Source organism: Ruegeria sp. BB1, from assembly GCF_056539465.1.
The window spans coordinates 69,333-89,802 of record NZ_JBQFVB010000001.1 but is presented as its reverse complement, the minus strand read 5'-3'; the positions used below and the strand labels follow the sequence as shown (position 1 = coordinate 89,802).

Annotated in this window: 20 protein-coding genes, 1 tRNA gene and 1 riboswitch; of the genes, 11 read left to right on the top strand and 10 right to left on the bottom strand. The window is 57.8% G+C overall.

The genetic code is table 11. The features are described from left to right. Positions 1–116 precede the first annotated feature (116 nt). Positions 117–2,075 carry a DNA topoisomerase IV subunit B gene (gene parE / locus ACR0AL_RS00440; RefSeq protein WP_170396358.1) on the top strand — a complete coding sequence of 653 codons (1,959 nt, stop codon included), beginning with the start codon at positions 117–119 and terminating at the stop codon, positions 2,073–2,075. Between the two features lie 41 nt (positions 2,076–2,116). Further along, positions 2,117–3,172, top strand: a complete 1,056-nt coding sequence (locus tag ACR0AL_RS00435) for a serine hydrolase domain-containing protein (protein WP_425080391.1) — start codon at positions 2,117–2,119, stop codon at positions 3,170–3,172. Between the two features lie 172 nt (positions 3,173–3,344). On the opposite strand, the gene ACR0AL_RS00430 is transcribed toward ACR0AL_RS00435, so the two are convergent. Continuing rightward, complete coding sequence (locus ACR0AL_RS00430; protein WP_170349182.1) at positions 3,345–3,995, bottom strand: hypothetical protein; 651 nt, start codon at positions 3,993–3,995, stop codon at positions 3,345–3,347. A gap of 384 nt (positions 3,996–4,379) precedes the next feature. On the opposite strand from ACR0AL_RS00430, the gene ACR0AL_RS00425 reads away from it, so the two are divergent. Beyond that, the gene (locus tag ACR0AL_RS00425; protein ID WP_170349183.1) at positions 4,380–4,661 is read left to right on the top strand and encodes a hypothetical protein; all 282 of its coding nucleotides are present in this window, start codon (positions 4,380–4,382) and stop codon (positions 4,659–4,661) included. 18 nt (positions 4,662–4,679) lie between these two features. Here ACR0AL_RS00425 and ACR0AL_RS00420 read toward each other — a convergent pair whose 3' ends face one another. From ACR0AL_RS00420 to ACR0AL_RS00410, 3 genes are all read right to left on the bottom strand, one after another. Next, a complete protein-coding gene (locus ACR0AL_RS00420; protein WP_480661571.1) occupies positions 4,680–5,450 on the bottom strand; it encodes an alpha/beta hydrolase in 771 nt (256 codons plus the stop codon). A 72-nt stretch (positions 5,451–5,522) separates the two neighbouring features. Then, positions 5,523–6,362, bottom strand: coding sequence for an EamA family transporter (locus ACR0AL_RS00415; RefSeq protein ID WP_480661569.1), 840 nt, complete (start codon positions 6,360–6,362; stop codon positions 5,523–5,525). 1,037 nt (positions 6,363–7,399) lie between these two features. Then, positions 7,400–8,074 (bottom strand): TIGR04283 family arsenosugar biosynthesis glycosyltransferase, encoded by a 675-nt coding sequence (locus ACR0AL_RS00410; RefSeq protein ID WP_170349186.1) that lies wholly within the window; start codon positions 8,072–8,074, stop codon positions 7,400–7,402. 73 nt (positions 8,075–8,147) lie between these two features. On the opposite strand from ACR0AL_RS00410, the gene ygfZ reads away from it, so the two are divergent. Together ygfZ and ACR0AL_RS00400 are read left to right on the top strand one after the other, a co-directional pair. Further along, on the top strand, positions 8,148–8,885 hold the full coding sequence (ygfZ, locus tag ACR0AL_RS00405; RefSeq protein WP_170349187.1) for a CAF17-like 4Fe-4S cluster assembly/insertion protein YgfZ: 738 nt from the start codon (positions 8,148–8,150) through the stop codon (positions 8,883–8,885). Positions 8,886–8,989: 104 nt separating this feature from the next. Further along, positions 8,990–9,934: an ABC transporter transmembrane domain-containing protein gene (locus tag ACR0AL_RS00400; RefSeq protein WP_170349188.1), complete on the top strand. Its 945-nt coding sequence runs from the start codon at positions 8,990–8,992 to the stop codon at positions 9,932–9,934. A 57-nt stretch (positions 9,935–9,991) separates the two neighbouring features. Here ACR0AL_RS00400 and efp read toward each other — a convergent pair whose 3' ends face one another. Continuing rightward, positions 9,992–10,555 carry an elongation factor P gene (gene efp / locus ACR0AL_RS00395; protein ID WP_170349189.1) on the bottom strand — a complete coding sequence of 188 codons (564 nt, stop codon included), beginning with the start codon at positions 10,553–10,555 and terminating at the stop codon, positions 9,992–9,994. 218 nt (positions 10,556–10,773) lie between these two features. Here efp and ACR0AL_RS00390 point away from each other — a divergent pair, with 218 nt between their 5' ends. Further along, positions 10,774–11,094 carry a DUF6280 family protein gene (locus tag ACR0AL_RS00390; RefSeq protein ID WP_008757056.1) on the top strand — a complete coding sequence of 107 codons (321 nt, stop codon included), beginning with the start codon at positions 10,774–10,776 and terminating at the stop codon, positions 11,092–11,094. 63 nt (positions 11,095–11,157) lie between these two features. Here ACR0AL_RS00390 and ACR0AL_RS00385 read toward each other — a convergent pair whose 3' ends face one another. Further along, positions 11,158–11,727: a cobalamin biosynthesis protein CobQ gene (locus tag ACR0AL_RS00385; protein WP_170349190.1), complete on the bottom strand. Its 570-nt coding sequence runs from the start codon at positions 11,725–11,727 to the stop codon at positions 11,158–11,160. A 61-nt stretch (positions 11,728–11,788) separates the two neighbouring features. Between ACR0AL_RS00385 and ACR0AL_RS00380 the strand changes: the two genes are divergently transcribed. Next, positions 11,789–13,246 carry a cobyric acid synthase gene (locus ACR0AL_RS00380; protein WP_170349191.1) on the top strand — a complete coding sequence of 486 codons (1,458 nt, stop codon included), beginning with the start codon at positions 11,789–11,791 and terminating at the stop codon, positions 13,244–13,246. A 3-nt stretch (positions 13,247–13,249) separates the two neighbouring features. Here the strand turns inward: ACR0AL_RS00380 and ACR0AL_RS00375 are convergent, their stop codons facing one another. The 3 genes from ACR0AL_RS00375 to ACR0AL_RS00365 all read right to left on the bottom strand — a co-directional run bounded on the left by ACR0AL_RS00375 (position 13,250) and on the right by ACR0AL_RS00365 (position 16,371). Next, positions 13,250–14,128 (bottom strand): hypothetical protein, encoded by an 879-nt coding sequence (locus ACR0AL_RS00375; protein ID WP_480661567.1) that lies wholly within the window; start codon positions 14,126–14,128, stop codon positions 13,250–13,252. 74 nt (positions 14,129–14,202) lie between these two features. Further along, a complete protein-coding gene (locus ACR0AL_RS00370; RefSeq protein ID WP_170349192.1) occupies positions 14,203–15,621 on the bottom strand; it encodes a TolC family outer membrane protein in 1,419 nt (472 codons plus the stop codon). A gap of 96 nt (positions 15,622–15,717) precedes the next feature. Continuing rightward, positions 15,718–16,371, bottom strand: coding sequence for a protein-L-isoaspartate O-methyltransferase family protein (locus ACR0AL_RS00365; protein WP_170349438.1), 654 nt, complete (start codon positions 16,369–16,371; stop codon positions 15,718–15,720). Positions 16,372–16,599: 228 nt separating this feature from the next. Here ACR0AL_RS00365 and ACR0AL_RS00360 point away from each other — a divergent pair. After that, positions 16,600–16,673 (top strand) — tRNA-Cys (locus tag ACR0AL_RS00360). A gap of 44 nt (positions 16,674–16,717) precedes the next feature. Here the strand turns inward: ACR0AL_RS00360 and ACR0AL_RS00355 are convergent. Next, a complete protein-coding gene (locus ACR0AL_RS00355; protein WP_170349242.1) occupies positions 16,718–17,674 on the bottom strand; it encodes an NAD(P)-dependent oxidoreductase in 957 nt (318 codons plus the stop codon). A 102-nt stretch (positions 17,675–17,776) separates the two neighbouring features. On the opposite strand from ACR0AL_RS00355, the gene ACR0AL_RS00350 reads away from it, so the two are divergent. From ACR0AL_RS00350 to cobW, 3 genes are all read left to right on the top strand, one after another. Beyond that, on the top strand, positions 17,777–18,661 hold the full coding sequence (locus ACR0AL_RS00350) for a LysR substrate-binding domain-containing protein (RefSeq protein ID WP_170349243.1): 885 nt from the start codon (positions 17,777–17,779) through the stop codon (positions 18,659–18,661). A gap of 72 nt (positions 18,662–18,733) precedes the next feature. Further along, positions 18,734–18,942: riboswitch (cobalamin riboswitch) on the top strand. A gap of 83 nt (positions 18,943–19,025) precedes the next feature. After that, positions 19,026–19,415: a DUF1636 family protein gene (locus ACR0AL_RS00345; RefSeq protein WP_170349244.1), complete on the top strand. Its 390-nt coding sequence runs from the start codon at positions 19,026–19,028 to the stop codon at positions 19,413–19,415. Continuing rightward, on the top strand, positions 19,412–20,467 hold the full coding sequence (cobW, locus tag ACR0AL_RS00340) for a cobalamin biosynthesis protein CobW (protein ID WP_170349245.1): 1,056 nt from the start codon (positions 19,412–19,414) through the stop codon (positions 20,465–20,467). The genes ACR0AL_RS00345 and cobW overlap by 4 nt, the downstream gene beginning before the upstream one ends. The last annotated feature ends 3 nt before the right edge of the window (positions 20,468–20,470 follow it).

The following is a 20,470-nucleotide window of genomic DNA, read 5'->3' as shown; positions in this document are numbered from 1 at the left end:
CAGGGGTGTCACTCATCAAGATCACAGCCAATCGCCCACAACACCTCGCGCCCCTCTTCCCCCGGACCACATCACCTGCCATAATGGGTCTCAACCTAAAAACAAGAGCAGCCCCGATGCCCGACGATCTGTTGACGCCAAGCGCGACCACCACTTACGACGCCTCTTCGATTGAGGTACTGGAAGGTCTTGAGCCGGTCCGAAAACGCCCCGGTATGTATATCGGCGGCACTGATGAGCGCGCTTTGCACCATATGGTGGCCGAAATCCTCGACAACTCGATGGACGAAGCCGTCGCGGGCCATGCCAACCGGATCGAAGTTGAACTGCACGCCGACTACGCCCTGACCGTACGCGACAACGGGCGTGGCATTCCGATCGACCCGCATCCGAAATTTCCCGACAAATCAGCGTTGGAGGTGATCCTCTGCACCCTGCACGCGGGCGGCAAATTCTCGGGCAAGGCGTACCAGACCTCGGGCGGTCTGCATGGCGTGGGCGCATCTGTGGTAAACGCATTGTCGGATTCGATGGTCGTGCAGGTGGCGCGAGATAAAACGCTGTTCGAACAACGGTTCTCACGCGGCATTCCTTTAGGCCCGGTGGAAAAGGTCGGCGCGGCCCCGAACCGACGCGGCACCACAGTCACTTTCCACGCCGATGCCGAGATCTTTGGCCATCACAAATTCAAACCGGCGCGGCTGTTCAAATCCATCCGCTCCAAGGCCTATCTGTTCTCGGGCGTCGAAATCCGTTGGAAGTCCGCCATCGACGATGGCGAGACCCCGACCGAAGCGACCTTCCACTTCCCCGGTGGCCTGTCCGATTACCTGAAAGAGACGATGAATGGCTCGTCCACCTATGCTGAGCAACCCTTTGCCGGTACCGTGGACTTTAACGAGAAATTCGGCACTCCCGGCAAGGTCGAATGGGCGATCAACTGGACGCCTTCACGCGACGGGTTCATCCAGTCCTACTGTAACACCGTCCCTACGCCCGAAGGCGGCACCCATGTGGCGGGGTTCTGGGCCGCGGTCCTCAAGGGGATCAAAGCCTATGGCGAGTTGATCAACAACAAGAAAGCCGGTCAGATCACCCGCGACGACCTGATTACCGGCGGCTGTGCGCTGGTGTCGTGTTTCATCAGTGAACCGGAATTCGTCGGCCAGACCAAGGACCGTCTGGCTACGGTCGAGGCGCAGCGGCTGGTCGAGAATTCGGTCCGCGACCATTTCGATAACTGGCTGGCCGCGGACACGAAATCCGCCGGCGCTATCTTGGACTTCCTCATCCTGCGGGCTGAGGAACGCCTGCGCCGACGGGCCGAGAAGGAAACACAACGCAAATCCGCCACTAAGAAACTTCGTCTTCCCGGCAAGCTGGTGGACTGCTCTAGTTCAACACGTGACGGCACGGAATTATTCATCGTCGAGGGGGACTCGGCGGGCGGGTCCGCCAAAATGGGCCGGGACCGCAAAACACAGGCCCTGCTGCCCCTGCGCGGCAAAATCCTGAACGTGTTGGGCGCGGCCAGTTCGAAACTGGGCACCAATGCCGAGATCAACGATTTGACGCAGGCTTTGGGAGTGGGGCTTGGCACCAAATTCAACGTCGACGACCTGCGCTATGACAAGGTCATCATAATGACCGACGCAGATGTGGACGGGGCGCATATCGCCTCGCTGCTGATGACGTTCTTCTTCACCCAGATGCGTCCGATGATCGACGCGGGACACCTGTATCTGGCCTGCCCGCCCCTCTACCGCCTGACCCAAGGCGCAAAACGCGTCTATTGTCTGGACGAGGCCGAGCGCGACGAATGGCTTGAGAAAGGTCTGGGCGGCAAGGGCAAGATCGACGTGTCACGCTTCAAGGGTCTGGGCGAAATGGACGCCAAGGACCTGAAAGAAACTACGATGGACCCGGCCTCGCGCAAGCTAATCCGCGTCACCATCGACGAGGACGAACCCGGCGAGACCGGCGATCTGGTCGAGCGCCTGATGGGCAAAAAACCCGAACTGCGGTTCCAGTACATTCAGGAAAACGCGCGGTTTGTGGAGGAGTTGGACGTCTAAGACGATCGAACGCGAAAGACATCAATCAGTGCAGAGGCCAAATGTTCAAATCACGTAAGGCAAGACTGTGCTGGTCAACTGGTATTCTTGTTCTCGCTGGTGTGATTGTGATGTTCGCGGGTCGCTACCGCGAACCGGCCACTGTTGAAGACATCGTCGAGTCCTTTCTTCAGACACATAATATTCCGGGGGCTGTGCTGGCCTACGGCCCCTCGGATGCAGAGCCCAAAGTCGTGGCGTTTGGCGTGTCAGACCCGATTGAGAACACGCCCATGTCGACCGACCAGCCATTTCGCCTGGCCTCGGTCACAAAACCCATCGCAGCCAGAGCACTGATCAAAGCCGAGGAACGTGACCAAATCGACCTGGATCGTCCCATAGCCGAGCTTGCCGACCTGCCCCCGCCGCATGACCCGCGGGCCGCACAAGTATCGGCGCGGCAGCTTTTGGCGCATACGGGTGGGTTCGATAGAACTATCAGTTTTGATCCGATCTTCGCGCCCGATCGGCTTGGCCTTGACTGGTCGGCCAGTTGCGCCAAAGTGGCCCGGACCGTGTGGCAAACCATGCCGTTGGATCACACGCCGGGCAGCAAGACGGCGTACTCGAATGTTGGCTTCTGCCTTCTGACCGATCTGCTGGGGGCGGAAGCTGAAGACGCCCTGCAGCAGGTTGCCGATATCCATCTGGAGGGGCCCGCCGGGGCCAATTGGGAACTTCGCAGCGACGGTTGGACCCGTGTGCTGAGTTCTAAGGACGATCAAGGCTGGCTTTCAGGCTTGGGTATCGCTGGTGGGGCAATCGGCACGGCCGAGGCGGTCTGGACCATGGCCTCAGCGCCCCAACCGTTTTTCGAGGCGACGGCATCACAGGACGACAAAAGTGATTTCTACGCGTCGGGCTGGCATGTCTGGCCGGAAGAGAACGGCCAGCACCTGACCCATTGGGGCGGGGTCCGAGGCATCTTCACAACCGTCTTTCGATTTTCGGACGGAGAGACTGTTGTCGTGTTGTTCAACGCCTCACCTGTTGAGCCCAATAGTGCATTTGTGTCGCTGCATAACGCGTTGTATGAGTTCAATAAATCGAATAGGTGAGATCAAAATTGACCACACTGAAGAGCAAGCGCCTGATGAGCGAAAAGCCCGAAATGCGGTCCAGTACATTCAGGAGAACGCGCGGTTTGTGGAGGAGCTGGATGTTTGACCTAAAGAGCCTCCAACACTCCACGTTTTGGACGACAATTTGGCTTAGGCCTATTGCGTGAGTCTATTTTGTTGGCGTGATGACATGAGTTCCCACTACTTTGAACTCATCTGATATGCCCAAAACAATTTCGTAGCTATATATCAGGTCAAACTCAAATAAACGCCAAAATAGCGTAGGATTTCTTTCCCTATACTGTTCTACGGTCCAATAGCCTGCGACATTCCCGACAGGTTGGTTTATTCTAGTAGGAACAAAGTTCTCACTTCTGTATCTGCTGTATCCCACCACTCGGAAGTCGTGATAACTCATCCAGCTTTGAATTCTATCTAGAGTACCCAGACTTCGCGAAATACGGAAAATGCAAACCTCTACGCCACTCCCGTAACCTACTCTTTTCCAATCCAGCTTCAGCAAGTTTGGGCTTTCTTTCTTCTGTTCCTCTTTGATCAAACAGCTTTGTACATCTGGATAGTTACGAATAGCTTTTCGGAACTGTTTCCATCGCGCCTGTTCACTATCCATAACGTAACCCAAGAATAAAAATGGCTCGGCGGATTGGTTGGAAAGATGATCATATTCGATCTCACACGTATCCGTCGGTCTGCAGTCCGTCCATACATCAGCCTCAGGCCCTTCCGCCGCCAAAGGCATAGAAGCGGCAAAAATTGCAACTGCAAGAATCAAAAATTTGGTAATTGAACTATCTTTCATTTCACGCAAAAACTTTGGGTGCGCATTTGTTCTCTAAGAAGTTGAGCTTAGCTAACAGGCTTCGCCAAGTAGGGTTTCCCTGACCTCCAGCGGGCCTGTTTAAGAGAAATCAAAAAAAAACCGGACGGTCGTAAATCTGATAGTAACCTGACGAGCCTCGTGCCCCGCCTATGGGGGCGAGTCGGGCGCGTGCTTGATGCGTCGCATCAAGCATTGGGTGGATGGCGTGAGATCCTCCTCAAACAGCTCCCAAACACCCCCCTTGCCTAACCTGTTGATCTCGTTCACACTTACTCTCAAACCGTCATTCAAGAACGACAATTGAGGTTCCGAGCGTCCAAGACGCAATGAAACCAACAATAGATTTTCGAACGGGAGGACGACATGAAAACACTAACCCTTGGGCTGGCCGTTGCGCTGCTGGCCAGTCAAGCGTCCGCGCAGCAGACATTGACCACCGCATCCCCCATTCCGGACGGGGCCGAGACCAAGTTCTGCTACTACAACGGCATGGCCTATTCGCAGGACGCCTTTGTTCTGCTGGTCGGCGACAACACCGTTACCCAGACGGTCAGCACGATCCAGGAACGCCTGCTGCGTTGTCACCGTGAGGACGACGGCACGATGAAGTGGAAACCGCAGAGCACGTTCTCGACCAATAACTGAACGCTTAAGGTGGGCGGGTTAGCCCACCTTCTGCTCCAGCCATTCCGCGATCTGCGCGGCGGGCTTTTCCCAGCCGGGCTCCATAAACAAGAAATGCGCGTGGTTCTCGACGGGCATGAAAGTCGCTCGGTCACCATACAAATCGGCCAGGGCGCGGCAGGTGTTGGGGTTCACCGCCCTGTCCTCAGTCCCTGATACGACCAGCACTGGGCAGTCGACCTTGTCGATATCGACCTTCATCGCGTGGTGATCGTCGAACATCCAAAAAAACATCTCGAAAATCACCCGCCCGCTTTCGGCGCCCAAACGGTCGAACACCGAGTGCTGTTGCGCCTCGGGCATTTTGTTCAGCGCGAAGGGGGCCATCAGGTCGAACTCGACCCGCATGGGCTGTTTCCAGAACGCCCCGCCCTCCATCAACGCACGCGGGATGGCGCGTTCGTCGTCGGTTTCGGGCAAAGTGCCCCAGGGCGCGTTCGGATTGATCAGGACAATCGCACTGGCCAACCCACGTGAGGCCACCTGCTGCGCCACAACTCCGGCGATGGCATGGCCCAACAAAACCGGTTTGCTGTCCAACCCCTGCACGAACTCTGCTATGTCGTTGGCATAGTCCATCACGCCGGTATCGGTCAGGCGCGGGTCAGGGTTCGCCTTGGGGTCCCCGCCGTGATAGCGCAACGCGGGGGTGTGTACCGTCCAGCCCCGGTCGCGGAAAAACCCGGCATAATCCTGCATACACCATGGCCCTGCAAAGGCACCGTGGATCAGAACAATCTCTTTGGTCATGAAAACGCTCCCTTTTCTCTCGCTACTATGAGAGATCGGGGGCGACTTCAGCAAGGCTGTGTCGCAGGCCTATCAGACAGACAGGCCTATCAGCGCCACTCCGGCAGCCATAAGAACCGCTGCACCAAGCCGCCGCATCCAGTTCCCCTCTTTCAGGAAAACAAACCCGATCAGCGCCGCGAAAATAACCGAGGTTTCCCGTAGCGCCGAAACTGCACCAAGCGGTGCGAAGTTCTTGGCATAAAGCACAAGACCATAGGCTGTCATCGAAACAAGCCCGCCCAGAATGCCGATCATCCAGACTTTGGCAGGCAATTCAGCCAGGGTCTTCCGTCGACGGATACCAACAAACCCCGCGATAAACAGATGCAGAAACGCACCCCAGGCCCAGTAGCTAAGCGTATTGCCGGACAAGCGCACGCCAATACCGTCCACGACCGAATATATCGAGATGCAAAAGCCCGTACCCAGCGCAAATCCAAGGGCCCAACGGCCAACACCAGATCGCAATGCCTTCCAACTGCTGAGCTGGATACCAACAGCGATCAGCGCGATCCCACCCCACGCTTGCAGCGGTAGTACCTCGCCCACCAACAGCATCGCCCACAGCGATACAAGCGCCGGAACGATACCGCGGGCAATTGGATATACGACACTTAAGTCTCCGTGCTGATAGGCTTTGCCGAGCATGAAATAATAGCCGAAATGCACCACGGTTGAGATCAAGATGTATGGAAAGCTTTCGGCACTGGGCAGTGGCAGCAACAGGATCATTACCGTTGCTGGAATGACATGCCCCAACGCCACCAGACCCAGAGTGGTGGTCCGATCAGCCGCGGTTTTGACAATCGCATTCCAAACCGCGTGCAACACCGCCGCCGTCAAAATGATGGCAATGACAAACAGGGTCACATCCGAACCTTTCGTAAAGGAAGAAACTGTCCTGCAAATCGGACCGGCCAAGTTATTTGCACAGGTTGAGGCCGATCACAACGCAGCTTCGATCAGTGTTTTGAGATTGTTTTCGGTGAGTCTGTTTGGGTTTCCACCGCAGGAGGAAGCGGTGATTGTGCCGTTGACCAGCGCAAGATAGCTGCCCTGCAGGCCAAGCCCTATTGATGCGAAATCTCTACAACTGAACGTGAGGAGTGTTGCCAGCGCGCTGGCGCGCGGTCACTTTGGTGTCATGACATTTGTGACCGAAAATCAACTGACCCTGCTGATCTTGTTCTTTATTATTGGCTCGGTTGGCACCGCGTTTCTATTTCGAAAACCGGCCGGGCACCGGGCATGGAAGCTGGCCGACCTTGTCTGGGTCGTTCTGGGCGGGATCGGCGCACTGGTGGCGGTTCTGGCCGGACTCTACACCTCGGACAGTTCGCGGTTGGACCGGCAAATCGATGTGGCTTATGCCGCGACGCTTGCTTTTGATCGCGACGCCGCGCGATTCCGACTGCGGTTCTGCGATCCGGCCTATGACCCGGACACCGCCGTTTTGTGCGATAAGGTTGAATTCCTTTCGGCCTCAACAGCCAGTAATGCTGACCTGCCTTTGTTCATCGCTGTGACCAATGAAGTGGCGCCGCTACAGGGGTTGCATTTCCTACTTGGCGGGCAAGCGAAAGATGAACAGGAGGAAATTCGCGCTATGGCCGCCAAGGCCGATGCGTTCAGCATCGATCAGTTCCTTGTTTTCACCACGCTGGACGATGCAACACAGGTTGCGATCGACAACATGCGCCGGAAAGTGCCCGCCATTGCCGGGGATTATCTGATCCTTGCCCAAAGCTATGATGACCTGGTTGAACAGGTCGGAAAGCTAAAAGACGAATGGGAATACCTGCAGGAAAACGCGCATATACTGGTGTTGCAAATCGTCGCCCTGTGTCTGGTCAGCTTTGCCGCGCCCTTCCGATTGGGCAAATCCATTGTCGAACTGCGCACAACGCTTAGCGTCGGTACGCCTGCGCCAGCTGTTCCGGATCAGCTCCAAGAAAATACCTTGTCAGAGTCCACAGATTCCGCACGCCCCGACGCACCCACCCCGCCCGCGCATAGCGGTCCGCGCTCGTAGCCGCGCGGGTGCTCAGCAGGGTGATGCGGGGCAAGGCGCGCACCAGCGCCACGTCCTCCATCAACGGCTGGTCCGGGTAACCTGCGGCTTTGTCATAGGCGCGACGCGGCACAAGCAACCCCTGATCACCATAAGGTAGGCTAAACACCCGGCTGCGCAGATTGGCCCAGCCCGCAACCCAGGCTGGCCAAAACCCGCTGGCCTGAAAGGTCAGACGAAAAGCCGCGGGGTTGCCCGTGGGCAGATGCTCTCCGACGTCCTTGCTCCACCCTTCTTGCAGGACGGTATCGGCGTGCAAAACCAAAAGCCATTCACCTTTGGCCACCGCGCAGCCCCGCAGCAACTGCCCCCCGCGTGAGGGCGGCCCGGTCACGATCTCAGCCCCTGCCTCTTCCGCAATTTCAAGGGTCTGGTCGGTTGAACCGCCATCGGTAACGATCAGCTCTCGGACCAACCCCGTGTGCAAACCCTCCATCAAAGCCGGTAAGGACTCCAACAAAGCCTCTGCCGCGTTCAGGGTCGGGATGACGATGCTGATTGGTGCTGGCAAGGCGGATATCCTCTGGTCATGGCGACGCGATCTCCTATATCACGGGGCCAAGGGAAAAGACGAGGACCACCCCATGCCCAATCGCCGTATTCTGCGCCTTAGCGGGTCGGACACTGACAGCTTTCTTCAAGGGCTGGTCACCAATGATATTTCCGGGCTGGATCAGGGACTGGTTTATGCCGCACTGCTGACCCCGCAGGGCAAGTATCTGGCGGATTTCTTTCTGAAACGTGACGGCGATACGGTGCTACTGGATGTCGCCGAGGATATCGCCGACGGGTTCGTCAAGCGGCTGGGCATGTACAAGCTACGCGCCGATGTTTCGATCGAAGATAGCGGCCTGAATCTGCAACGCGGCACCGGCCCGGCACCCGCAGGCGCCCTGCCCGACCCGCGCCATCCAGATATGGGGTGGCGGGCGTATACGGTCGAGGCCGAAGGCGACGATGGTACGGATTGGGACGCCATCCGCGTGCGACACTGCATACCGGAAACCGGTATCGAGCTGACCCCCGACAGCTATATCCTTGAATCTGGATTCGAGGGCCTGAACGGCGTCGATTTTAGAAAAGGGTGCTATGTCGGGCAGGAAGTCACCGCCCGGATGAAGCATAAGACCGAGTTGCGCAAAGGGCTGCGTAGCGTTCGGGTTAATGGCACCGCGCCCGTTGGGACCGAAATTACATCTGGCGGCAAACCGGCCGGTACCTTGTTCACCCAATCGAACGGTCAGGGGATCGCCTATCTGAGGTTTGACCGCGCCAACGACGATATGCATGCCGCCGAGGCCACCGTCACGCTTGACGCCTAACATGTTGCTATTCCGGCACGGCTGAACCGTTGCGCGGCCCGGTACCCTTTGAACCCTTTCGGGGCGCTGCCACACTGCGGTCAGTCCACTGAACGGATGCGCATATGCTTAAGTTATACGCTGCGATCTGGCGTGCCAGCGCCGGACGGCAAATCATTCTTATTGTCCTGTCCATCGCCATCGCAGGCCTTGCTGCGGTGCCATTAGAGTTTCAGCGCGATATCGTTAACCATCTGACCTCGAACGATATCAGCACCGAGCGATTGCTATATCTGGGTGCAGGCATGATGTCGGTCATCCTGCTGAGCCTCGCCTTAAAGTGGCTGCTGGGCTATCGCGCCGGGACGCTGGGCGAGGATCTGATCCGCATGATCCGCCAGCGGCTTTTGTTGCGCTCATCGGACCTGAGTGAAACCGGTGAGAAAATGCGCTCGGGAACCATGACCACGGCTATTTCCGCCGAGGCCGAGGAGTTGGGAAAGTTCGCCGGTGGCGCCTTTTCAGACCCGGTTGTGCAGATCGGCACGCTGATCAGCGTCATTGGCTACATCTCATCAACGCAACCCGGGCTGGGCATGATCGCCTTTTCAATGATCGTGCCGCAGATCGTGATTGTGCTGGTCTCGCAGCGAAAGGTGAACGTCTTCGTTGCCGAAAGGGTCCGCATATTGCGCAGCTCTACCGACAGGCTGACGACCGAAGACATTGACGCTGTGGCGCGCGATATCGAGGCTCAGTTCGACGATATCTACAACACGCGCCGCCGCATGTTCCTGTGGAAGCTGTCCGCCAAATTTCTGCTGAGCGTAATTAATGGCGCAGGCACGGTCGGTGTTCTGATGCTGGGCGGGTACCTGGTTCTGAATGGCAAAACGGATGTGGGCACCGTGGTCGCCGCCACCAGCGGTCTTGGCCGCATTCAGGGCCCCACGGCCTTTTTGATCGCCTTTTACCGACAAGTCAGTGCCAACCGCATCAAATACGACCTGATGCTGGAATTGTTCGGTCCGAACCCAGAACGATATCGTCGGCCTAGAAAGCTAAACTAAAAAAGACCGCGCGGCCCCTGCCGTCGCGGTCTTTTCGTGTTTTGCCAAAGCACCGATTTACGCGCGTTCGGAATATTCCATGCTTTCGGTGTTCACCACGATCATCTCATCCTGACCGATGAAGGGCGGTACCATGACCTTGACGCCGTTATCCAGAATGGCTGGCTTGAACGAGTTTGCAGCAGTTTGACCTTTGACCACCGGCTCGGTCTCGACGATCTTGCAGGTCACTTTTTGCGGCAATGTGGCGTTCAGTGCTTCGCTTTCATAGAATTCGACCACGATGGTCATGCCGTCCTGCAGAAACGGGCGACGTTCACCCAACAGTTCAGCGGGCAGTTCGATCTGCTCATAGGTCTCAGAATCCATGAACACCAGCATGCCGTCAGATTCGTACAGGAACTGCTGATCTTTCTGTTCAAGACGCACGCGCTCGACCTTATCCGCCGAACGGAAACGTTCGTTCAATTTCGAACCATTGCGCAGGTTGCGCAGTTCGACTTGCGCAAAAGCACCGCCTTTACCGGGCTTTACATGGTCGACCTTAACAGCAGCCCACAGCCCGTCGTTATGCTCAAGCACGTTGCCGGGGCGAATTTCGTTCCCATTTATCTTGGGCATCACATAAATCCTTCACAAACGGTTGATGCGTCAGTTCCCGTCCCTATATCTGGCGTAACCACACCTGACAAGACAACGAGACCTAGTGCTGCACTTGCAGCAAGCTATGCAAATGACGCAACGCAACTATGCATTTTAGCTGTATCCGAATCACATCTAATAGGTCATAAGGACCGTCACGCCGAAAATGCAAGAGCAAGAACAACAAGGAAGACGAGATGAGAGATTTCGTTGACGGCACTGCCTTTAACAATGAGCAAGGCAATCGTGCACGCAAACTTTTCGCAGCCGTTGTGCTGGCTGCACTGGACGACGCTATTGCCGATGACAAGAAATACGGCAACGGCCCGGAACAGATCGCCCGTTGGGCCCGCTCGCGCGATGGCCGCGAGGTGCTGTCCTGCGCAGGTATCGACCCCAACGAGCGGGTTGTCGGCGGGTTGATGGAGTTCGTTGGTCGTGGCGTGCGTACCTCGGTCGCGCTGTCGCGTGAAGAAAGCGAGCGTCGTAATGCCGCTCAGCAGGCAGAAGCCGCTTAAACCAAGGCGACATCTGCAGGAAAAAGCGCGCCCACTTTCCGGGCGCGTTTTTCTATTTCCGGGTCAGAAAAACAGCAGCCATTGGCGGGCAACCCAAATCTCGGCCCCCAACAATGCGGTAAAGAATAACTTGGCGGGCGCTGACAGCCCCCTGTTCCATAGCACCACATAAGAACCAGCACATATAACAACAGAAACAGGCGCTACCAAAAGCGCGTGATATGCACTGTCCCAATAGCTGACCGGGCTGTGAAAGACCCAATCGCTCAGCGGCCAGAATTGCGGCCGACCGTCACCGGCATGCAGTAGGAAATCCATCGACAGATGCAGCAGCCCTGCGGATGCGGTGACCGTCAAAAACCGCCATCCCCGCCAGTACCCAAGCATCAACGCCACCCCCCACAGGATGAATGAGTTGTCGATGGCAAACACCGTCTGCCAGGCTGGTGAGAAGTATAGTTCGTCAAAGACGACCTGTGGCGGGATGCTCAAGACGTGCAAGGACACCCCAGCCATGACGTACAGCGACAGATCGGGCAGAACCGAGCCCAGCACCGCAGCCCACAGAATGGCCCCCCGCGCAGGCCGCGCAAAAGCGGCAGCGCCGATCAAAAGATGCGCGGGCGTGTTCATCCGGGGCTTTCCCTTTGGTGTCAAATCAGGTCATCTGCGCCCTAACGTATAGGAGACGACCATGGTTCGCGCCATCATGATTCAGGGCACCGGCAGCAATGTCGGAAAATCAGTTTTGGTGGCCGGGCTTGCGCGCGCTTATACGCGGCGCGGGCTGAAAGTGGCGCCGTTCAAGCCGCAGAACATGTCCAACAACGCCGCCGTGACCGAGAATGGTGGCGAGATTGGCCGCGCCCAGGCCCTGCAGGCACGTGCTGCCAAGCGTCCGACCCATACGGATATGAACCCGATTCTGTTGAAACCGGAAACGGACACCGGCGCTCAGATCATTGTTCAGGGTCAGCGTGCAGGCACGATGAAGGCGGGCGACTATCGCAAGGACAAGTCCAAGCTGTTGGATGCCGCGCTTGAAAGTTTTGACCGGCTGTGCAGCGATGCCGATCTGGTGCTGATCGAAGGTGCCGGCAGCCCGGCTGAAACCAACCTGCGCAAGGGCGATATTGCTAACATGGGCTTTGCCTGTGCCGCTGATGTACCGGTCGTTCTGGTGGGCGATATCCACCGAGGCGGAGTCATTGCGCAAATCGTCGGCACGCAGGCGGTTTTGGATGCCGGTGATCTTGAGATGATCACAGGTTTCGCCGTCAACCGGTTCAAAGGCGACGTCTCCCTGTTTGATGAGGGACGTGACGACATCGCCACCCGTACAGGATGGCCATGCATGGGCGTAGTTCCGTGGTTTCATGACGCCTGGAAATTACCCGCTGAGGATATGATGGACATTCGCTCGCACAGTGGCGGGGCCTGCAAAGTGGTTGTCCCACAATTGGAACGCATGGCGAATTTCGACGATCTTGATCCGCTGTCCGCCGAACCGGGGGTCAGCGTTGAAATCATCCCAGCCGGGCGTCCCTTGCCGGGTGATGCCGATCTGGTGCTGTTACCCGGCAGCAAATCCACCATCGGCGATCTGGCCTATTTCCGGGCGCAGGGCTGGGATATCGACCTATATGCCCATGTTCGCCGGGGTGGCCATGTGCTGGGCCTGTGCGGTGGCTATCAGATGCTGGGCAAAACCATCGCCGATCCCGATGGCGTCGATGGCCGACCCGGCACTGTTGACGGGCTGGGCTTGTTGGACGTGACCACCCTCATGGCAGGCCAAAAGCAGGTCACACTGCGCACGGCACGCACCATTCCGGGGCATGAGCCAGTCACCGGGTATGAAATTCACATGGGCCGAACCGAAGGTCCCGATTGCGATCGCGCCTGGCTTGAGATCGAAGAGCGGCCGGAAGGTGCTGCTGACAGCACAGGCCGCATCCGCGGGAGCTACCTGCACGGCATCTTTTCTTCTGACGCTTTCCGCGCCCGCTACCTGCAGCAGTTGGGCGCAGAATCGGACCTGTCATATGAGGATGGGGTCGAGGATACGCTGGACGCGCTGGCGGACCATCTGGAACAGCATATGGACCTGGATCGCCTGCTGGGTATGGCCCGGCCGCCGAAGCGGCCCTAAGGGTTAATCGACCTCGCGCTCGGCCAGTGCGCGGTAAATCTCACGCCGCACCATCTTGCGAACGTTGCGAGTGATACGCTGGCCTAGAACGCCCTGCAGCTCTTCCCGAACGACCTGTGCGATCAGACCGCGCATTGCGTCTTCGTCCAAGGTCAGCGCGCCTTGTCCGGTAGCCAGAGGAGCTGTGTTCATCACTGGCAAGTCTTTGCCTGCAGTCTGCGCATTTTTGCCAGTTGGCCGCACGTGCAGTTCTTTTGCTTCTGATTTCACCGCCTGCGCAGACGCCACGACCGCAGGGTCCCGGACGAAGGTTGCCTTTGTGGCTGTGTCAACGTCTTCGTGTATCGTTTCAGCTTGGCTGATCTTTGCCGAGTAGGTGATGTTGAACTCATCTTCTGCGGCCCACTCCAGCGGTTTTGCCGGTGTCTCGACCTCCGCCGCCCACTCCAGCGGCTTTGTCGGCGTGCCGGAATAAGCATCTTCGCTGTCGCCGTCCGGCTCCCACTGATCTTCGGTTCGGGCAATTGCGGTTTCCAGCGCTTCGATCTTGGCGCTCAGACTGCCGGTCAGGCCGTCCTCTGGCTCAGTCGTGGTTTGCTGTTCGACCGCGGGTTCGGCATGTTTCACGATATCACAAGCCCGCAGAAGCATCGGTTTGACAGAATCTTCGGCCTTGTAAACCGGTTCCGCTTTTTCTGGCTGAGGCTTCTCTTTCACGGCCACTTCACCGACTCGCAATGCGTCGGTCAGAACCAGCCTGCCAGGCTTTCGCGTGTTGGATGACGCCATAACACCCGGAATTTTACGATCTTCTTCGGTGACCAGACGCTTAATCGAGGACAAGACGTCCTCGATTCCCGCTTTTACGACTTTATCCGTCATTGTTCTCTACCGCTCTATCCTCGGGATCGAGTGTAGCTAAACAAACCGGTCCTAACAACAGGTAGTATTGGCCCTTAGTCGCGACGCAACGCTTTGAGGACGCGATCCAGGTCTCGACTTTGTCTGCTGATCTGCGCCGGAGCCTTTTTAACCAAGTTGTAATACAGGGTAGGATCATAAATCTGGACAGCCAGACCCAGACGTTCAGCCGTCAGCAGACCCTGCGCATCCAGCAGTTGATAAGCGGCACGCGACCGTTCGGTGCGCGATGCAACCTCGGCCAGTTGCGCGTCCAATAGATCCTGCTGCGCGTTCAGCACGTCCAGCGTGGTCCGCGCACCCAAGGTTGCTTCTTCGCGGATACCGTCAAACGCCACTTGCGAGGCCCGGACCCGTTCCGTAGACGCCCTTAGGCTGGCACTGGCGGCCTGGTAAGCGGCATAGGCGTCCGCGACCCCCTGGGTGATATCCTTTTGCACGTTCAGCAAATTGGCGCGCGATGCGTCGCGAGTTGCCATTGCCCGACGGACCGTGGCGGCCAGACGGCCACCGGCATAGATCGGCTGTTCAAAGCGCAACGCGACAGTCGCATCTTCGAGGCTGTCATCGTTGTCATAGCTTTCGCGCAGGCCCGCGTCAGCATTCAGCCTGACATTCGGACCAAGGTTGGCACGCTGCTGTTGAACGAACAAATCCAGCGCCCGCACCTGATGTTGCGCTGACTGAATAGCCGGATGGTTGCGCTGTGCAAGACTAACGGCTTCACCTTCGGATCGCGGCAGGTTCGGCAGGCTTGGTTGACCGGCAGTACGGCCTGGCGCCTTGCCCACGGCGTTCACATATTCCGCCTGCGCAATGCTCAGGTTACCGCGCGCAACCGCTAGATCCGCTTGCGAGCTGGCCAGCTGTGCTTCGGACAGCGCGACGTCCGTCCGGGTCACCTCACCCACATCAAAGCGGTCCTGAGAGGCACGCAATTCTTCGGCAGACACATCCACGTTGTTCAGGCGAATCTGAACGGTTTCTTCTTGCAGCAGAACACCCAAATACGCGTTCAGGCCGCGAAACAGGACGTCCTGTTCGACGTCCAGCAAGGTTTGCCGTGTGGCCAGCACCGTTTCCTGCGCCGATTGCTTGCCCAGAACCGAGAAGCCGCCATCATAGATCAGCTGGCTCAGGGTGAGGCCGGTGAAAAAGTTGGCTGGCTCATCCCGCACAACACCAGCGCTCGTGCTGTTGCGATTGTAATTCTGACTGACCTCGACCGCCCAGTTGATGATCGGGCGCAGCGCTGACAGCGCGATTGCGACGTCTTCATCAGCCGCGCGCAACAAGGCGCGGTTCTGTTCCAGCAGCCCACTTGTATTGTAAGCCCCGATAAACGCGTCGGTCAGGTTATCAGCCCATACCGCACGCCCTGGTACAACACTGAGCGCGAGCCCCGCAGTCAGCGCCATCGCCTTTGTTAGCTTTCCCCCTGTCCTTGAACGCATGTCGAAATCCTTCTCAAATCAAAATTACGCTGCCCTGAGCGTAGTTTGCGCCGATGTTTTCAACTAATCAAGGTCGCAGAAAAATAAGCGATGAAATTATAGCGAAAATGCACACTCGGCGGAAAATGCCTGCAAAACCGGGGCATTGGCGTTGAATGCATGACGCCACGTCACCCGACCGCCGGATTTATGCCCGATCCGAACGGTTCCAAGCTCTCCTTCGACGAACAGGCAGGCAATGCGTCCGTGATCCTTCAACTGGGCGATCAATGCCTCGGGAACCTGCTCAACCCCGCCTTGTATCATGATGACGTCATAGGGGCCGTGTTCGGTCGCGCCCTGCGCCAGCGGCCCAACATGTACAATCGCGTTGTCGGCGTCTGCTTCCATCAAGATCGTTTGCGCTTCGGCGGCCATATCTTCATCTTCTTCCACGGCAACCACCAACTGCGCCATACGCGCGGCAACCGCAGTGGAATAGCCCAGAGCCGGGGCGATATCCAAAACAGCCTCGTCATTCGAGATATTCAGCGCATCCAGCATTTTGGCCAATGTCCGCGGTTCGGGCAAGCAACGGTCGCCACCAAGGTCGATCACGCCTTCGGCGTAAGCCGCTTCACGCTGAGCGTCAGGTACAAAATTCTCTCTCTGAACGGTCAGCATGGCGTCAATGATGGGGAATTTCGTTACATCCGAAGGTCGGATCTGCGTATCGACCATCGTGCGGCGCCGGGTTGCGAAATCTGTCATTGGATCGCCCATGTTTTTCCCTAGTGTTCCCGGCTTTTGCCACATCCAGAAGAAACCGGCAACGGCTGCAACGTCGAAAGTTTCACCAGATCGCAGAGACTTGGTGTCGCGCCGCGCCATGCGGCAACACATGGAGGTGGATTTTTGCAATCAACCCACTGGACGCCCCTGACGAAAGGTGTTAAAACGCCTGCCACACCACAGCAAGTATTTGATTTTACTTGAAAAGGCGAGTTGGCGGAGTGGTGACGCAGCGGATTGCAAATCCGTGTACACCGGTTCGATTCCGGTACTCGCCTCCACTTCTTTGATTATCTAACCGGTATTCAACTGCGCTCGGTGTGCGCTATTCGGCCTGACCTCTCTGTGGGATAACTTCATAACCCGGCTCTTCCGGTTCATCATCGTGCATCTCGGTCGGGAAACCGGGCGCCGTGATATCCAGCCCGGTCGCGTCCTCCAACCGCTTGATAATATTCGGGGACAGTTCGCGTTCACCATAGCGGGCGATACCGTCGTCGAAGATGCGGATCATTACCGGGTTGATTTCCAAGGGTACTCCGGCGCGGTCGGCGACGTCTTGGAACAGTCCGATGTCCTTTTTGACAAGGTCCATGGTGAAAGAGATATCGCGGGACCCGTTCAGAATGACCTGGCTTTCTGTTTCATGCACGAACGAAGTACCCGACGAAATCTTTATCGCCTCATAAGTGGTGTTCAAATCCATCCCGGCCGCTTTGGCCGTTACCAGCGCTTCGGCACAGGTGATCAGGTTGGCGGTCGCCAGATAGTTGGTCAGAACTTTTAGGACCGAGGCTGAGCCCAACTCCCCCGTGTGCAGCACGCGCCGCCCCATCGTGGTTAAAAACGGCAGAATCCGCTCAAAGGTTTCGCGATCACACCCGGCGAAAATCGAGATATTGCCAGTAGCCGCCCGGTGGCACCCGCCTGAAACCGGGCAATCCACCGCCGCTCCTCCTCGCTCGATCACCATGGCGCCCAGTCGTTTAACCTCGGCTTCGTCGGTGGTCGACATCTCCATCCAGATCTTGCCCGGCCCGACCGCGGGCAGCATATCTTGCATCACTGCGTCCGAGGCCGCCGGGGACGGCAGGCAGGTTATAACGGCATCGCAGTCCCGCATCATCTGCGCCGGGCTTTCCGCGGCTTCGGCCCCCTTGGCCACAAACTCGGCCACCAAGTCTGGGTTAAGGTCGTGAACCGTCAGGTCAATCCCGTTGCGCAGAAGCGAGCCGGACAGTTTGCCGCCCACATTTCCTAAACCGATAAATCCGACTTTCATGTTTCCCTCCTGACGGTCGTATTCGGGCCGAGTATCTGTGTTGTCTGTTAGAAACGAAAATGATTAATAATGCCAATTATGGTCAAAATAATTTGGTGATATATGGATCGCCTTCCAAACCCCACATGGTTGCGCAGCTTTGAAACCGCCGCGCGGCATCTGAATTTTACCACCACAGCAAAAGAGCTGGGCCTGACGCAGACGGCGGTCTCATTGCATATCCGGTCGCTTGAAGCCGAGCTTGGGCAAAAGCTGTTCACCCGGAATGCCCGCCGGTTGGAACTGACTGAGCTGGGGCAGTCTTATTCGTTGACTGTGCGGCGTGCGCTTGGCGACATCGCCCTGTCCACCAACAGCCTGTTCGGCCCTGCCTCGCGCCAGACCCTGACGATCCGTGCGGCGATATCGACAGCCACCTATTGGGTCGCGGCGGAACTGCCCGACTTTACCGCTCGCCACCCCGAGATCCCAGTACGCCTTGTCTCGCACATCTGGAATGACAGCGTGGCCCCCGGCGATTTGGATGTGGAAATCCGGCTGGGTTATGGCGATTGGCCCGGCGTTCAGTCCGAAAAGCTGACAGATGAAAAGCTGGTACCGGTATGCCGGGCCGGGGACTCGCCCGCGACCCTGAACGTACTGCGGCAAGGCCCTCTGATTCATATCCTTGGATACGAAGACAACTGGGCGCGGTACTTTCAGGCCAACGGGCTCGCGCTTCCGGACCAGCCGCCCCGACATTCGGTGGACACCTCGGTCGCAGCACTGCAGCTTGTGATGGCAGGGGCGGGCTATGCAACGGTTCTGGAACGGTTCGCCCGGAATGCGATCCGGCAGGCTGTGCCGATTGCAATTGCGGGACCTGCGATTCCTTTTGCCCAGTCGCATTACCTGATCAGTACACGAGGCGCTACGCAATCGACCGCTGCGGCAGGGTTGTTTTGCGCTTGGCTGCGCGAGAGGCTGGCCGCGCATGCCGCGGATTGACACAGGCTGGTCGCTTTTTTGGTTTGAACGATTTCACCATGCGCCTCGTGCTTGACAAGCCCCCTGCCCGTGCCGCATGTCGCATGCGTTGGTGTCCATCTTCGGATGGATGAAAAGGGAATGCGTCAGCGGGCAACCGTCAAACGCAGCCGCCCCCGCGACCGTGACCGGAGAGGGTGCCCAATGCCACTGGCCCGCAAGGCCGGGAAGGCGGGACATCTGCCGGGGCAAGCGCCCCGACATCCGCAAGCCGGGAGACCTGCCAGCGCCCGAAGTTGAAACCGGACGGGGTGATCCGGTGTCGGGTCCATGTGCAGACGTGGCCCGCATGAAACCCCGTCCCCTGCAAAGAGGATTTGGGGGGATGAGAGACGTGACCGAGACTGCACCAGTCGAGCTGCTGGTCTGCACGACCTGTCGGCGTGGCCTGCCGATTGAAGACGATGCGCAACGTCCAGGTGCCCTGCTGCACAAGGCACTGGAAGACGCCGATTTGCCCGAAGGTATCGTGCTGAAGCCGGTCGAGTGCCTGTCAAATTGCGATCAGGGTTGTTCCATAGTGCTGCGCGGCGGACCGACCCGCTGGACCTTTGTGTACGAAAACCTGAACGAAACCGACCATGTCGACACCATCGTCGAAGGCGTCACCAAGTATCTCGCCGCCGAAGACGGTCTGGTCAAATGGCGCGAACGTCCCGAACATTTCCGCAAAAACTGTGCGGCCCGCATTCCCCCGATTGGAGCCCTGAAATGAGCAACCTCGAAAAACTCCCCGTCACTGTGATCACCGGCTTTCTGGGTTCGGGCAAAACCACGCTGGTCAAACATCTAATGCAGAACCCTCAGGGCAAGCGTCTGGCCGTTGTCGTCAATGAATTTGGCGATGTGGGTGTGGATGGCGACATTCTGAAATCCTGCGCCATTCCCGATTGCCCGGCGGAAAATATCATGGAACTGGCCAATGGCTGCATCTGCTGCACCGTGGCCGATGATTTCATTCCGACCATCGAGGCGCTGATGGCACTGGAGCCGCGCCCTGATCACATCCTGATCGAAACGTCCGGTCTGGCTCTGCCAAAGCCGCTGTTGAAAGCGTTTGACTGGCCCGATATCCGCTCGAAAATCACCGTGGATGGCGTGATCGCTCTGGCCGATGCCGAGGCCGTCGCCGCCGGGCGTTTTGCCCCGAATGTCGAAGCCGTCGACGCCCAGCGCCTGGCTGACGACTCGATCGACCATGAAACGCCCTTGTCCGAGGTGTTCGAGGATCAGATCTCCTGCGCCGACATCATCCTGCTGACCAAGCCTGACCTGGCTGGCCCGGAAGGCGTGGCAAAGGCCAAAGAAGTGATCGCAGCCGAGGCTCCGCGCGCCCTGCCCGTCGTCGAAGTTGCCGAAGGCGCTGTGGACGTGCGCGTCGTACTGGGGCTTGAGGCTGCCGCCGAGGATGACATGGATGCACGCCCGTCGCACCACGATGGCCACCACGATCATGAACATGACGATTTCGAAAGCATTATCGTCGAGTTGCCGGAACAGACCGATCCGGCAGCACTGGTTGCCAATATCGAACGCTTGGCAAATGAGCTGAACATCCTGCGGGTCAAAGGTTACGCCGCTGTCCAGGGCAAACCGATGCGCTTGTTAGTTCAGGCGGTTGGCGCACGCGTGCGACATCAGTACGACCGCCCATGGGAACCCGGCGAAGAGCGCCGCTCGCGTCTGGTGGTGATTGCCGAACATGACGACATCAAAGAGGCCGCGATCCGCGAGATCCTCGTGGGTGTGACCGAGGCCGCCGAGTAAGCC

Excerpts from the sequence above, each read along its gene's own strand:
- parE (WP_170396358.1), top strand. The coding sequence starts at position 117 with ATGCCCGACGATCTGTTGACGCCAAGCGCGACCACCACTTACGACGCC.
- ACR0AL_RS00435 (WP_425080391.1), top strand. The coding sequence starts at position 2,117 with ATGTTCAAATCACGTAAGGCAAGACTGTGCTGGTCAACTGGTATTCTT.
- ACR0AL_RS00430 (WP_170349182.1), bottom strand. The coding sequence starts at position 3,995 with ATGAAAGATAGTTCAATTACCAAATTTTTGATTCTTGCAGTTGCAATT.
- ACR0AL_RS00425 (WP_170349183.1), top strand. The coding sequence starts at position 4,380 with ATGAAAACACTAACCCTTGGGCTGGCCGTTGCGCTGCTGGCCAGTCAA.
- ACR0AL_RS00420 (WP_480661571.1), bottom strand. The coding sequence starts at position 5,450 with ATGACCAAAGAGATTGTTCTGATCCACGGTGCCTTTGCAGGGCCATGG.
- ygfZ (WP_170349187.1), top strand. The coding sequence starts at position 8,148 with ATGCCCAATCGCCGTATTCTGCGCCTTAGCGGGTCGGACACTGACAGC.
- ACR0AL_RS00400 (WP_170349188.1), top strand. The coding sequence starts at position 8,990 with ATGCTTAAGTTATACGCTGCGATCTGGCGTGCCAGCGCCGGACGGCAA.
- efp (WP_170349189.1), bottom strand. The coding sequence starts at position 10,555 with ATGCCCAAGATAAATGGGAACGAAATTCGCCCCGGCAACGTGCTTGAG.
- ACR0AL_RS00390 (WP_008757056.1), top strand. The coding sequence starts at position 10,774 with ATGAGAGATTTCGTTGACGGCACTGCCTTTAACAATGAGCAAGGCAAT.
- ACR0AL_RS00385 (WP_170349190.1), bottom strand. The coding sequence starts at position 11,727 with ATGAACACGCCCGCGCATCTTTTGATCGGCGCTGCCGCTTTTGCGCGG.
- ACR0AL_RS00380 (WP_170349191.1), top strand. The coding sequence starts at position 11,789 with ATGGTTCGCGCCATCATGATTCAGGGCACCGGCAGCAATGTCGGAAAA.
- ACR0AL_RS00375 (WP_480661567.1), bottom strand. The coding sequence starts at position 14,128 with ATGACGGATAAAGTCGTAAAAGCGGGAATCGAGGACGTCTTGTCCTCG.
- ACR0AL_RS00370 (WP_170349192.1), bottom strand. The coding sequence starts at position 15,621 with ATGCGTTCAAGGACAGGGGGAAAGCTAACAAAGGCGATGGCGCTGACT.
- ACR0AL_RS00365 (WP_170349438.1), bottom strand. The coding sequence starts at position 16,371 with ATGACAGATTTCGCAACCCGGCGCCGCACGATGGTCGATACGCAGATC.
- ACR0AL_RS00355 (WP_170349242.1), bottom strand. The coding sequence starts at position 17,674 with ATGAAAGTCGGATTTATCGGTTTAGGAAATGTGGGCGGCAAACTGTCC.
- ACR0AL_RS00350 (WP_170349243.1), top strand. The coding sequence starts at position 17,777 with ATGGATCGCCTTCCAAACCCCACATGGTTGCGCAGCTTTGAAACCGCC.
- ACR0AL_RS00345 (WP_170349244.1), top strand. The coding sequence starts at position 19,026 with ATGAGAGACGTGACCGAGACTGCACCAGTCGAGCTGCTGGTCTGCACG.
- cobW (WP_170349245.1), top strand. The coding sequence starts at position 19,412 with ATGAGCAACCTCGAAAAACTCCCCGTCACTGTGATCACCGGCTTTCTG.